We start from the raw sequence: 12,881 nt of genomic DNA, 5'->3' as shown, positions 1-12,881 counted from the left end.
CCGCCCATAATCGGAGCCTTGCCCGTCGTGAAAGCCTTGTCCGGTGTTGCCCTTATCGCCCTGTCCCTGACCCTCGCCGCCTGTGGCAAGAGCGAAGAGGGGGCCACGCCCAAGGGCGAAGCCATCGCCGCCGTCGCCCCGCCAGCGGGAGCCACCTGGTCGGAAACTGTCGCGGAAACGCCCGATGGTTATTATCTGATGGGCAATCCGGCGGCCAAATTGAAGCTGGTCGAGTTCGGTTCCTACACCTGCAGCCATTGCAAAGATTTCTCCGCCGAAGCATCGGAAGAGATCAAGAAGCTGGTCGACACCGGCAAGATGAGCTTTGAATTCCGCACCTATGTCCGCGACCCGATCGACATTTCGACCGCGCTGCTGGCCCGCTGCGGCGGCAAGGATATTTTCTATCCCCTGTCCGAACAGTTTTTCGCCAACCAGGGTGCGATGTTCGAAAAGGCGCAGGCACTGGGCGACCAGCCCTATCAGGCGCTGATGAGCGCCCCCCCGGCAGAGCGTTTCGGCAAGCTGGCCACGGCGCTCGGCCTCGTCGATTTTGCCAAGCAGCGCGGCATTGCCGAAGATCAGGCGAAACAATGCCTTGCCGACACCGCATCGGCGGAAAAGCTGGCCAAGGGCGTCGAAGCGGCCAACAGCCAGTATCAGATCACCGGCACCCCCAGCTTCCTTATCAACGGCGTGCTGGTCGACAATGTCGCCAACTGGGCGACGCTCCAGCCCAAGCTCAAGGAAGCAGGCATCTGATTGGGCGTCGGGGGGCGGACATCAGCGCTTAAGCGCATAAAGGCCGGGGCGGCAGGATGCCACCCCGGCACGTCTCCATGCAAATAAAGCGGCTTAAACTCTCCGGCTTCAAAAGCTTTGTCGATGCGACCGAATTGCGCATCGAACCGGGCCTGACCGGCATCGTCGGCCCCAATGGCTGCGGTAAATCCAACCTGCTGGAAGCGATCCGCTGGGTCATGGGCGAATCGAGCGCCAAATCCATGCGCGGCGGCGGCATGGAGGATGTGATCTTCGCAGGCACCGCCACCCGGCCCCAGCGCGATTTTGCCGAAGTCTCGCTGCTCACCGTGCAGGAACAAGGCGAGTTGTTCAGCGCCGTAGATGTCGGCGCGGACGGCGAACTGGAGGTCACCCGCCGGATCGAGCGCGGCGCAGGCAGCGCCTACCGCGCCAATGGCCGCGACGTGCGCGCCAAGGACGTGTCGCTGATCTTCGCCGACGCCGCCACCGGCCCGCACAGCCCGGCCTTGGTCAGCCAGGGCCGCATTGCCGCCGTCATCGCCGCCCGGCCACAGGAACGGCGCGCCATGCTGGAGGAAGCGGCGGGCATCGCCGGGCTGCACGTCCGGCGCAAGGACGCCGAACAGAAGCTCCGCGCCGCCGAAGCCAATCTCGCCCGGCTGGCAGAAATCTTGCTCGACATGGACGCCCGCGCCAATGCGCTGCGCCGTCAGGCCCGCGCCGCCGAACGCTATATCCGCCTGTCCGACCAGATTCGCATCGCCGAAGCGCGCACCCTCTTCGCCCGCTGGCGCGAAGCCCATGCCAGCGCCGAAGCCGCCCGCGCGCAAGCGAAGGAAGCAGAAGCTGCCGTCGCCCAAGCGCAGGAGGCGCAACTGGCCGCCGCCGCCCATGCGCAGGCCGCCCTCGCCACCCTGGCCGACCGCCGCGCCGCTGCCCAGCGCGCGCGCGATGACGCCAGCGAGGCGGGCCACCGCCTGTCCACGCTGCGCACCGAGCGCGACGGCGTGGTCCGGCGGCTGCATGACCTCGCCCAGCAGACCGCCCGGCTGGAAGAGGATCGCGCCCGGGAAGGCACCCTCGCCAACGACGCCGCCGACGCCATCGCCCGCCTCACCGCCGAAATCGCGACATTGAAAGCCCGGATCGCCGAGACCGAAAAGCTGCGCCCGGATTTTGCCAGCCGCATCGCCAGTGCCGAAGATGGCGCGCGCGACGCCGAGCTGGATCTGGCCAAGGCGATGGCCAAACAGGCGGGCGAACAGGCCGAATTGCGGGTCGCTGAGGCCGCGCTGGTCGCCGCCCGCAGCCGGCTGGAACGCGCCGAACGCGAGGTCCAAAAGTTGGCCGACGAAGCCGCCGCCCTGCCGGACCCTGCCCCTTTAGAAATCCAGCGGGCCACCGCGATCACCGCGCAAGAACAGGCCAGCGCCGCCCGCGACACTGCCGAAGCCACAATCAACGCCGCCGAAGCCGCGCGCCAGTCCGCCAGCGAACATCGCGCCGCCGCCGAAGGCGCGCTCTCCGCCGCCCGCGCCACACTGGCCGCGCTCGACAGCGAAGCGGCCGCGCTCCAACGCGCGGTCGATAGCGGCCCCGGCGGCCGCGCACGCGCGCTCGACCTGCTTAAGGCCGCGCCCGGCTATGAACGCGCGCTGGCCGCGGCGCTGGGCGACGATCTGGAAGCGCCGATCGCGCCGGACGGCAAGCGCCGCTGGGGCGGCGCAGCCTCGCTAGCCGGCGATCCCGCCCTGCCCGATGGCTGCGCGCCGCTCGCCGCCCATGTCACCGCCCCGCCCGAACTGGCCCGCCGTCTGGCCCAGATCGCCGTTGCCGACAGCGACGAGGGCCAGCCCCTTGCCGTGGGCCAGCGTCTCGTCACCCGTGATGGCCAGCTGCGCCGCTGGGACGGCTATGTGGCGATCGAAGGCGGCGCGGCGGCGGCGGAGCGGCTGATCCGGCTCAACCGACTGGAGGCCATCGCCGCCGCCCGCCCAGCCGCCCAATCGCACGTCGATGCCGCCAGCACCAATCAGCAGGACGCCAAGGCCCGCGAACAGGCTGCCAGCGAAGCCCTCGCCAGTGGCCGTACCCAGCTCTCCCAGGCCGATCAGAGCCTTCGCACAGCGCTCCGCACCGCTGACGAGGCGACCACTGCGCTGGAACGGCTGGCTGGGCGACGCGAAGGGATAGAGGAACGGCTGGTCGAGGCGCGGCGCGATGCCGACGCCGCCCGCGCCGATCATGACAGCGCCCAATCCGCCCGCGCCGCCATGCCCGACGGGGCTGAAACGCGCACCCTCGTCACCACGCTGGCACAGGCGAGCGAAAAGGCGCGCGCCGCGGTCAGCCAGTTGCAGGCCGATCAGGCCTTGGCCGACCGCGCCTTGTCGAGCGACCGCGAACGACAGGGTGCCGCCGACGCGGAGATCAAGGGCTGGCGCGCCCGTGCAGGCGAAGCGGCCAAGCGCATCGCCGCCATGGTCGCGCGCGGCGAGGAGATCGCCACCGAACGCGCCACGATCGAAGGCCAGCCCGACGCGCTGGCGCAGGCCATCGCATCGCTGGACGATCAGGGCGCAACCCTCATCACCGCCGCCGATGCCGCCCGCCACGCGGAGCAGGACGCCGAAGCCGCCTTGCGCCAGGCCGAACAGCGAGCCGCACATAGTGGCGAGACTTTCGCCGCTGCCCGCGAAGCCCGCGCCACCGCCATCGCCCGCGCCGAATCCGCCGACGAACGGCGGATCGAAACCAACCGGCTGTCGGGCGAACGCTTTGAATGCCCGCCGCCCTTGCTGCCCGAAAAGCTGGGCTTCGCCAGCGCCGACGTCCGGCTCGCCCAGAGCGAACAGGCCGATCATGACCGTTTCAGTGTCGATCGCGAACGCATCGGCCCGGTCAATCTGGTCGCGGCGCAGGAACTGGAGGAACTGGAGCTGGTACAGGCGACCAGTCGCGCCGAAAGCGAAGAACTGACCCAGGCAATCCACCGTCTGCGCGGATCGATCGGCAGCCTCAACCGCGAAGGGCGCCAGCGCCTCCTCGCCGCGTTCGAGGCGGTCGACGGCCATTTCCGCCGCCTCTTCACCACGCTCTTCAACGGCGGGCAGGCGCATCTGGAACTGATCGACAGCGACGATCCGCTGGAGGCGGGGCTGGAGATCATGGCCCAGCCGCCGGGCAAGAAACTCGCGGCGCTCACGCTCCTATCGGGCGGCGAACAGGCGCTGACCGCCGTGGCGCTGATCTTCGGCCTGTTCCTGACCAACCCAGCACCAATCTGCGTACTCGACGAGGTCGATGCGCCGCTCGACGACGCCAATGTCGAGCGCTTCTGCGACCTGCTCGACGCCATGGTCGCGCAGACCCAGACCCGCTACCTCATCGTCACCCACAATGCCGTCAGCATGGCACGAATGCACCGCCTGTTCGGCGTCACCATGGTCGAACGCGGCGTCAGCCGCCTCGTCTCCGTCAACCTCCAGAGCGCTGAAGCGCTGCTAGCGGCCGAGTGATTTTTGTAGTTACGAAAATTCTTGACACTTTGCGTAGTTACAATATTGTAACTGGGTAACTAGACCCAGCCATGTAACGGGACAATTGATCGGCCAAGGCACTGCTGATCGACCGGAGATACTGGGTTATGGAATTGAGCTTCGATCCGGCAAAGCGATTAAAAACCCTGCAGGAGCGGGGACTGGATTTCGCCGATGCCGCGCAGGTTTTTGACAGTCCATCCTACACGGTAGAGGACGATAGATATGACTATATGGAGCCGCGTTTTCAGACTTATGGCCTGATGAACGACAGGCTCATTACGGTGGTCTGGACGCCAGTTGATAATGGTATCCGGGTCATTTCCATGAGGAAGTGCAATGACCGAGAGCAGAAAGCCTTTGCCCGCAGACTGGGATGATGATGACATCCCCGAATGGACAGATGAGATATTTGACCGCGCCGAATTTCGCATCGGCGATAGGGTCATCCGTCCTGCCACTGGCACGCTGACCCGTCCCGGCCGCCCCAAATCGGACGATCCCAAGCAGCAGGTAACCCTCCGCCTCGACGCCGCCGTGCTGGACGGTTTCCGCGCCACCGGGCCGGGCTGGCAAAGCCGGATCAATGCCGAACTGCGCAAGGCGCTCGGCCTTTAATCCTTAACCCGCCCGAACCAACCCTTCATCCGGCGGAACAGGCCGCGTTCGCTCACGGCCTCGAACATTTCGTCCGGGCCTTCGGGGTCCAGCACCTCATGGTCGGCCAGCCACGCCTGCACATCGTTCAGGTCCGGCGTCTCATAGGGGCGCAGCGTCCGCCCCGGCTTCTGGCGCATCTCCTCGATCCCCGCGACCAGCCCGCGCTGCGCGATCACCGCTGCCACCCGCTCCACCGGCAGGTCGAGATGTTCGGCGATCAGATCGTCGCGAATCGCCCTTATCTTGTCCTCCCACCCGGCATTGGCGCGCAGGGCGGTGTCGATCGTCACGTCGCATTCGGTGTCCAGCCGCATCGACCGGTTGTTCATGTTGGACGACCCGACCCGGATCAGCCGGTCATCGACGATCAATATCTTGGCATGGACATAGATGGGTACGCCGCGCATCGTGAAGGGGTGATAGATGCGCAGGCGGCCATGGGCGTCGCGCGCCTTCAATGCCTCGAACAGGCGCGCGCGCGCCGTGTCCATCGCCTGCTGCTCCAGCCAGCCATCGGCCTGGGTCGGATTGATGATGACGATGTCCGGCCCGTCCGGCTCGACCAGCCGTTTGGCGATCGCCTCGGCAATCCGGCGGGACGCGAAATATTGGCTTTCGGCGTAGATGCAGTGCTTGGCCGCGGCGATCTGGTGGCAATAGAGCCGCTCAATCTCGGTCAGTTCGTCCTGATCGTCCATCTTGGGCGCGGTGCGGGCGATCGCCACGTCGACATCGGTAAACTGCACCGGCAGATTGTCGGGCCAGCAATCCTGCACCCCCTCGATCGGCTCCAGCGCGTCGCCACCCGCGCCCACCCAGCGATTGCGCGCATGGTCGCCCAGCGCCGCGGCAACCGGTCCCATCAGCGCCGTGGTCGCATCATGCCAGGGACCATAAGGCGATCCGTCAGGATGCAACCGCCCCGGCTCCTCATCGCGATGATGGCGCGTATCCCACCGGTCGCCCGTCATATCGATGCCGCCGCAAAAGGCGAAACAATCGTCAATCACCACGATCTTCTGATGATGGGAGGCGGCGGGCGGATGATGGCTGTCCAGCTTCACCGTCACGCGCGGATGGGCCATCCATTTGAGCGTCGTGAACAGGTTGGTCGGTCGCACCATCGACTTCATCGCGCCAATGTCCCAGCGCAGCAGAAATATCTCCAGCTCCGGCGTCCGCTCCACCAGCCAGCTGATGAAATCGCCGATCACCACCGGCGCGCCATCATCGGCCTCATCCTCGCGGACCAGCGTGATCGCGGCATCGAAATCCCAGCCGATCAGCATGATCCGCCGCGTCGCCTTGAGCATCGCGGCGCGCGCATGGCGGAAATAGGCGTCGGCGTCGATGATCGTGCTGGCCCGCGTCGCCCGCGCGATCCGCCAGCAATCCTCGCCCGGTTTCGGTCCCGCGCTCATGCGCTGCCGACCACTAGGCATCCCAGGAACATCAACAGGCCGGCGAAACGGTTGGCACGGAATTTGGCCAGCGGATCGACGCCATCCTCGCGCAGCGCGGCGACCTGCCACAGCAGATGCGCCGCCACCGGCAGCAGTGCGGCCAGCGCCAAGGCTTCGGGCCGCACCTGCCAAATCGCCCCGGCCCACAGGCCAAGCGCGCACAGATAGCAGAGCGCCACGCCCGCCCGGACGTGCCGCCCCATGGAGAGCGCGCTGGAACCAATGCCGATCAGCGCGTCGTCCTCCCGATCCTGCAGCGCGTAGATGGTGTCATAGCCCACAACCCAGAAAATGGTTCCGACGTAGAGCGAAATTCCCGCCAGGGTCAGCGCCCCCATCACCTCGCTCCACCCCACCAAAGCCGCCCAGGAAAAGACGAGGCCGAGCCAGATTTGCGGCCAGCCGGTGATCCGCTTCATGAAGGGGTAAGCCGCCACCAGCGCTAGCGACCCCAGCGCCACGATCTGCGCATAGAGGCGCAATTGCAGCAGCACGATCAGTCCGACCAAAGACAGCGCCACCAGCCACAACCACGCCGTGCGCACCCTCATCGCCCCGCTCGCCAGCGGCCGCGCCGCCGTGCGCGCCACTTTGCGGTCCAGATCGCGATCGACAATATCGTTGAACACGCAGCCCGCCCCGCGCATCACGATGCTGCCCAGCATCAGCCAGAGGATGAGCGGCCAGCGCGCAAATCCGCCCCCCGCCAGCGCCACGGCCCAGGCACCGGGCCAGAAGAGCAGCCACCAGCCGATCGGCCGGTCGAACCGCGCCATCTGTACCAGCGCACGCGGCGTGTCCGGCAGCCGCGCCAGCAGCCCGTGCGCCTGGCTGTCGGGGACGATCGTCTGGCTCAACCCTATGCTCCAATCCGGACATGCGTGCTCCCGCGAAAGCGGGAGCCCAGTTCCACCGTCTGGACTGGACTCCCGCTTTCGCGGGAGCACATAGCGCTATAAAGAGGATAAAGGCGCACTCGACAAGTCGTCCTGACCGTGCATGGAGTGACGATGATGACCGCAACCCCCGCCTGGCCGCCGCAAAGCGCGCCGCGCCTCCATGTCGAAACCTTGCTTGGAGACGGCGTGTCGGTGCCGGTCGATGGCAATCCGGCCCATTATCTGATCAGCGTCATGCGGGTGAAGCCCGACGATATCGTCCTGCTGTTCGACGGTCGGTCCGGCGAATGGGCCGCCCGCGCCCGCGACATCCGCAAGCGCGACCTGATCCTTGAATGTGTCAGCCAGACCAGGCCGCCTGAATCCGTCCCCGATTTCTGGCTCTGCTGCGCCCCGATCAAGAAGGGCCGCATCGACCTGATCGCGGAAAAGGCGTGCGAACTGGGGGTCGCAAAGCTCCAGCCGGTCCTCACCCGCCGCGCGGTGGTGGACAAGCTCAACCTGGACCGGTTGCACGCCCATCTGGTCGAAGCCGCCGAACAATGCGGCCGCACCACCCTGCCGGAACTGGCCGCGATGGTGAAACTCGACGCGCTGCTGAAAGGCTGGCCACAGGATCGCCACCTGTTTTTTGCCGACGAAACCGGTGGTGCGCCGCTGACCACGGCCTTTGCCGCCCATCCCGGCCCCGCCGCTTTCCTGATCGGGCCGGAGGGCGGATTCGACCCTGCCGAACGCGAAACGATCCGCGCCCATCCGCGCGCCGTGCCAGTCTCGCTCGGTCCCCGCATCCTGCGCGCCGAAACCGCCGCCATCGCCGCGACGGCCGCGTGGATGACCCTGAACGGCGACTGGCACTAAGTTTCATTTCGCCATTGGATTGAACAGATTATAGACAGAGCCTATCTGATCATCGCCGGTCACTGTTTGACCGGCCGAGGGGAAGCATTAAGGGCGGGGCATGAGCACCAGAACCGACTCAGCGGGTGAAGATCCCGTCATCGAAAGCCGCGACCAGCTGATCGCGGCCTTTGCCAAGGGTGAAAAGCCCAAGGATCGCTGGCGTATCGGCACGGAGCATGAAAAATTCGTCTATAGCCGCAAGGATCATCACGCCCCCTCCTATGAGGAAAAGGGCGGCATCCACACGCTGCTGATCGGCCTGACCCGCTACGGCTGGAACCCGGTGTTTGAGGGCGAAAATATCATCGCCCTGTCCGGCACCGACGGCACGATCAGCCTGGAACCGGCGGGCCAGCTGGAACTGTCCGGCGCGCCGCTCGACAACATCCACCAGACCTGCGCTGAAACCGGCCGCCATCTGGAACAGGTGAAATATGTCGGCGACATGCTGGGGCTGGGCTTTCTGGGCCTTGGCATGTGGCCCGACAAGACGCGCGCGGAATTGCCGATCATGCCCAAAGGCCGGTACGAGATCATGCTACGGCACATGCCGCGCGTCGGGTCCATGGGGCTCGACATGATGCTGCGCACCTGCACCATCCAGACCAATCTGGACTATGGCAGCGAAGCGGACATGGCCAAGAAATTCCGCGTCTCCCTCGCCCTGCAACCCCTTGGCACCGCATTATTCGCCAATTCGCCCTTTACCGAAGGCAAGCCCAACGGCTTCCTCTCCTACCGCAGCCATATCTGGTCGGACACTGATCCGGGGCGCACCGGGATGCTGCCCTTCGTGTTCGAGGACGGCTTTGGCTATGAGCGTTACGCCGACTATGCGCTCGATGTGCCGATGTATTTCGTCTATCGCGACGGCAAATATATCGACGCCTCCGGCCTGTCGTTCCGCGATTTTCTCGAAGGCAAACTGTCCGTCCTGCCGGGCGAAAAGCCGACCGAGAAGGATTGGGAGGATCATCTCTCCACCGCCTTCCCCGAAGTGCGATTGAAGAGCTTTCTGGAAATGCGCGGGTCCGATGGCGGTCCCTGGGGCCGCATCTGCGCCCTGCCCGCTCTGTGGGTCGGCCTGCTCTATGATCAGGGCGCGCTTGATGCGGCCTGGGATCTGGTTAAGGACTGGAGCATGGAGGATCGCCAGATCTTGCGCGATTCCGTGCCGCGTCTCGGCCTCGACGCGCCGATCGGCAAGGGCCGCACCCTGCGCGACATCGCCCGCCCCGCGCTCGACATCGCCCGCTCAGGCCTCGCGGCACGCGGTCGCCTCAACGCGGCTGGCGACAATGAAACCGGCTATCTGTCCGATCTGGAAGAGGTCGTCTCGTCCGGCAAGACCCATGCCGAACGGCTGCTCGATCGCTATCATGGCGAATGGGGCGGCGACGTCAGCAAAGTCTATGCGGAAGAGAGTTTTTAGAGTCGCATTGGATCAAGCAAAATTCCTCCCCTTTAAGGGGAGGGGGACCGCCGCGAAGCGGTGGTGGAGGGGTGTCACCCCATCGAGAGGGTGACACCCCTTCGTCAGGGCTACGCCCTGCCACCTCCCCTTAAAGGGGAGGATTTAGAGTTATTCAGCCGCCTGAATCACCGCTGCCGCCGGTCGCTGCCGCCCCGTCACCCACGCAAAAAAACGCGGCACCGGGGCGTTGCGCTCCATCCAGTCGCTATAGGCGCGATAGTCCGGGTCGGCGGACAGATGCTGTTCCTCGGTCCGCGCGCGCCAATAATAGACCGCGTTGGTGATCCCCAGCATCGCGCAATTGCGCACCATGTCCGCCATGGAGCCGCTGACGCTCAGGAAGGGCAAAGCCGAAAACCACCAGAACAGGTTTTTCGCCAGATAGGCCGGATGCCGGGTCCAGCGATACGGCCCATGCGTCAAAATCCCACGATGGGTCAGGTTGGAAAAGCGCAGGCCGAACGCCACCGTTGCCCAGGCATAAATGCCGGTCAGCAGCACCAGCCAACCGCCCAGCACCCATTGCAGCAACCCGGACCCCTGCGTCCAATAGTCCCACTCCGCGCCGCCCGCATGATAATCGAGCGGCCCCCCGCCGCCCATCAGCACAAAGGGCGGGTAACAGATCAACGCCGCGACCCAGCCCGCCAGATAGGGGTTGGCAGTGCGGATATGCGAATCCAGCGGCTTGAAGGTCAATATGTAGCCGACCGTCGCCAGACAGACGTCGATCATGAACATGACCGCGATCAGGAAACCGGCCAGCGCCACCGGATTGGCAAATGCCTCCTCGATCCGCCAATTGACCACGCTGGCAAAATTGCCCGGCACGATCGAGACCATGAAGGCCAGGAAAAAGCCCTTCACCGTCCAGGCGCGGGCGTGGTGCGCGACCTGTGCCATGTCGGGCGCGCCCGCCGCCCCGCCAATCACCCACTGGCCGAAACTGTAACTGGCATCCTTGGGCTGCACCAACCGCCGATCTATCCAGAGGATATAGGGGATGGACAGCGCCAGCAGCCATGGTGCAGCCGCAGTGAACAGGTCCATCGAAAATCGATAATTGCCGCTCCAGTACCAGCGCGCGACGCAGTAAAAGACCGCGATGGCCAGCCAGGTCGCCCACAGCCCGGCAATCTTGACGATGCTGATGTCGATCACCTCACGCACCCGCCTAGCCGGGCCGCGCCAGTCGATCCCGGTCGATGCGTTGCGATGCACCTTGTCCACCACCAGCGACCATAATATCATCGGCAGGCCACAAGCCACCACGGCGGCAAGTCCCGCGTTGGGACCGTCCATGCCATAATGGCGCGCCACCAGCGTCCACAGGCCAAGGCCGACAAGGCCAGCAATGCCCACGCCATGGCTGACGGCGGATGGGGGGCAGGGATCGGCAGAATCGCGCATGATCCTCGCTCTAGCGCAAAAGGGTAAGCAAGCGGTGAAAGACGTCGCCAGGCCGCGCCGACAGGAATCATCTTAACCTGCAGCAAGCCCATGAACCCTTTTTATCTCAGTGCGTTACCTCCTCCATAACCTTCGAAAATGGAGACAGGAGATGACGATTGCGGTGCGATTTCCCGATGGCAGCGTCCGCAACATCCCTGCCCAGCTGAAGGAAATCCCGAACCCTGCCAGCCCCGATAGCCAGCCCGGCTTTGAGCGCGTCCCGCTCAACTGCGATCCGGTCTGGCGCTTTCAGCGCGTCGGCGACGACTGGTACGCCATGCCCCGCAGCGGCAGCCTCTCGCTGCTCAAGCCCATATTGCCCGAATGGTGGCGGACCGTCCGCCACATGAACATGGACGATGCCGCACCCCGCGCCCGCAAACAGCGCCAGTCGCAAGGTCGCGGCCCCATCGACACCGCCGCCTAGGGCCGATCAGCCGCCCAGCACGTTGATGGTGAAGGCCAATATGCCAAGGTTGAACAGGAACGCCGCGAGACATTGAAACAACACGGTGCGCCGCACCCCGCTGGCCGTGACCGATATGTCCGACGTCTGGAATGTCATCCCCAGCGTGAAGGCGAAATAGAGGAAATCCCAATAGCCCGGCTCTTTCGTTTCCGGGAAATCCAGCCCGCCACAATCGCCCCCGCCCTTATCGGCGCGATAAAAGATATGGGCATAATGCATGGCATAGACGAGGTTGGAGAATAGCCAGGCGATCAGCAGCGTCACCAGCAGTAAGGCGACCACCGCCGTCTTAGGCCCGCCATGCTGGCTCACCGCCACGCCGACCGCGACCAATATGACCAGGCTGACGATCGCGGTCAGCAGCAGCATCAGTTCGCGATTGGCGTCATTGGCCTTCGCCTTCGCCCGCATCGCATCGGGATCGGACCGTATCAGCGGCACGACCGACGCCATGAAGGCCAGCGCGGCGATGTCGAACCCCGCCATCACCGCCTCATGCCAGCGCAGCCACAGCGCCAGCGGCGCTGCCGTCGCCAGCAGCGCCAGAAACATGCCATAGCGCCAGGGGAAGATCGGGTGGCGGGGACGGGTGCGGCTCATGCCCCGATCATAGCACGGCGGCGATCAATCCGCGCGCCTGCGCCTCATTGGCCTCCAGATACCAGTTTTCGGGCGCTTTTTCGAGCAGCTCCTCCATCGTGATGTCAGACCCCAGGATCAGATTCTGGAACCCCTCATTCTGGATCGCGATCGACGACTGAATTTCGTTCAGCGTCGCCTTCAACGTCGCGATGCAGGTGGATAATGGCCCGGCCAGCTGGATATTCTTCGTGATCAGCCGCTCATGGATCATCAGCCGCGTGCCGCGCGTCACATAGCGATTTTCGGTCGCGAAAAAGCTCATGAAGGTCGCGCCCGCCGAATAGACCGCCGTGCGACCCAGAAACACCATCCGCCGCTCAGGATAGAGGTCTGAATGGAAACGGATATCCTCGCCCATCAGCCGGGCGATCTCCGGGTCGCCGCCCAGCGTGGAAATCTCCACCACCACCAGCCCCTGCTGCGGCGCATTGGCCAGGCAATTCTTGAAATGCAGATACATGCCATGATCGACCACGCCCGACAGCATGATCGACGGATATTCAAAATCTCTGGGGCCAAGCATCGGCGCAGTCATCAACATCATCACGTCCCTAAAATTGCGGTTTCGCGCTGCACTACGCATGGGCGGGCAAAAGGTGCCGCGCTTTTGCGCTG

At 65.0% G+C, this 12,881-nt stretch carries 12 protein-coding genes; 7 read left to right on the top strand and 5 right to left on the bottom strand.

What is annotated here, in order from left to right; genetic code table 11:
- Positions 1 to 27: 27 nt before the first annotated feature.
- The 4 genes from ACODR8_RS15555 to ACODR8_RS15540 all read left to right on the top strand — a co-directional run bounded on the left by ACODR8_RS15555 (position 28) and on the right by ACODR8_RS15540 (position 4,922).
- A complete protein-coding gene (locus ACODR8_RS15555) occupies positions 28 to 762 on the top strand; it encodes a thioredoxin domain-containing protein (RefSeq protein WP_489008105.1) in 735 nt (244 codons plus the stop codon).
- 77 nt (positions 763 to 839) lie between these two features.
- The gene (gene smc, locus ACODR8_RS15550) at positions 840 to 4,283 is read left to right on the top strand and encodes a chromosome segregation protein SMC (RefSeq protein WP_489008104.1); all 3,444 of its coding nucleotides are present in this window, start codon (positions 840 to 842) and stop codon (positions 4,281 to 4,283) included.
- 128 nt (positions 4,284 to 4,411) lie between these two features.
- On the top strand, positions 4,412 to 4,684 hold the full coding sequence (locus ACODR8_RS15545; RefSeq protein WP_489008103.1) for a BrnT family toxin: 273 nt from the start codon (positions 4,412 to 4,414) through the stop codon (positions 4,682 to 4,684).
- Positions 4,665 to 4,922 carry a BrnA antitoxin family protein gene (locus ACODR8_RS15540; RefSeq protein WP_489008132.1) on the top strand — a complete coding sequence of 86 codons (258 nt, stop codon included), beginning with the start codon at positions 4,665 to 4,667 and terminating at the stop codon, positions 4,920 to 4,922. Before ACODR8_RS15545 ends, ACODR8_RS15540 begins: the two co-directional genes overlap by 20 nt.
- Here ACODR8_RS15540 and ACODR8_RS15535 read toward each other — a convergent pair.
- Together ACODR8_RS15535 and ubiA are read right to left on the bottom strand one after the other, a co-directional pair.
- Positions 4,919 to 6,385, bottom strand: a complete 1,467-nt coding sequence (locus tag ACODR8_RS15535) for a phospholipase D-like domain-containing protein (protein ID WP_489008102.1) — start codon at positions 6,383 to 6,385, stop codon at positions 4,919 to 4,921. The two genes, ACODR8_RS15540 and ACODR8_RS15535, sit on opposite strands and share 4 nt — an antisense overlap.
- Positions 6,382 to 7,284 carry a 4-hydroxybenzoate octaprenyltransferase gene (gene ubiA, locus ACODR8_RS15530; protein WP_489008101.1) on the bottom strand — a complete coding sequence of 301 codons (903 nt, stop codon included), beginning with the start codon at positions 7,282 to 7,284 and terminating at the stop codon, positions 6,382 to 6,384. The genes ACODR8_RS15535 and ubiA overlap by 4 nt, the downstream gene beginning before the upstream one ends.
- A gap of 156 nt (positions 7,285 to 7,440) precedes the next feature.
- Between ubiA and ACODR8_RS15525 the strand changes: the two genes are divergently transcribed.
- Positions 7,441 to 8,187 carry a 16S rRNA (uracil(1498)-N(3))-methyltransferase gene (locus ACODR8_RS15525; protein ID WP_489008131.1) on the top strand — a complete coding sequence of 249 codons (747 nt, stop codon included), beginning with the start codon at positions 7,441 to 7,443 and terminating at the stop codon, positions 8,185 to 8,187.
- Between the two features lie 100 nt (positions 8,188 to 8,287).
- Positions 8,288 to 9,661 carry a glutamate--cysteine ligase gene (locus ACODR8_RS15520; protein WP_489008100.1) on the top strand — a complete coding sequence of 458 codons (1,374 nt, stop codon included), beginning with the start codon at positions 8,288 to 8,290 and terminating at the stop codon, positions 9,659 to 9,661.
- Positions 9,662 to 9,811: 150 nt separating this feature from the next.
- On the opposite strand, the gene ACODR8_RS15515 is transcribed toward ACODR8_RS15520, so the two are convergent.
- A complete protein-coding gene (locus ACODR8_RS15515) occupies positions 9,812 to 11,113 on the bottom strand; it encodes a methyltransferase family protein (protein WP_489008099.1) in 1,302 nt (433 codons plus the stop codon).
- A 151-nt stretch (positions 11,114 to 11,264) separates the two neighbouring features.
- Between ACODR8_RS15515 and ACODR8_RS15510 the strand changes: the two genes are divergently transcribed.
- A complete protein-coding gene (locus tag ACODR8_RS15510) occupies positions 11,265 to 11,582 on the top strand; it encodes a hypothetical protein (protein ID WP_489008098.1) in 318 nt (105 codons plus the stop codon).
- Between the two features lie 6 nt (positions 11,583 to 11,588).
- On the opposite strand, the gene ACODR8_RS15505 is transcribed toward ACODR8_RS15510, so the two are convergent.
- Positions 11,589 to 12,224 (bottom strand): DUF1345 domain-containing protein, encoded by a 636-nt coding sequence (locus ACODR8_RS15505; RefSeq protein WP_489008097.1) that lies wholly within the window; start codon positions 12,222 to 12,224, stop codon positions 11,589 to 11,591.
- Positions 12,225 to 12,231: 7 nt separating this feature from the next.
- A complete protein-coding gene (locus ACODR8_RS15500) occupies positions 12,232 to 12,807 on the bottom strand; it encodes a Clp protease/crotonase-like domain-containing protein (RefSeq protein WP_006955634.1) in 576 nt (191 codons plus the stop codon).
- Positions 12,808 to 12,881: the final 74 nt, after the last annotated feature.

The sequence above is a fragment of the Sphingobium sp. FG58 genome, from assembly GCF_057809055.1.
This window is presented reverse-complemented; position numbering and strand designations above follow the sequence as displayed.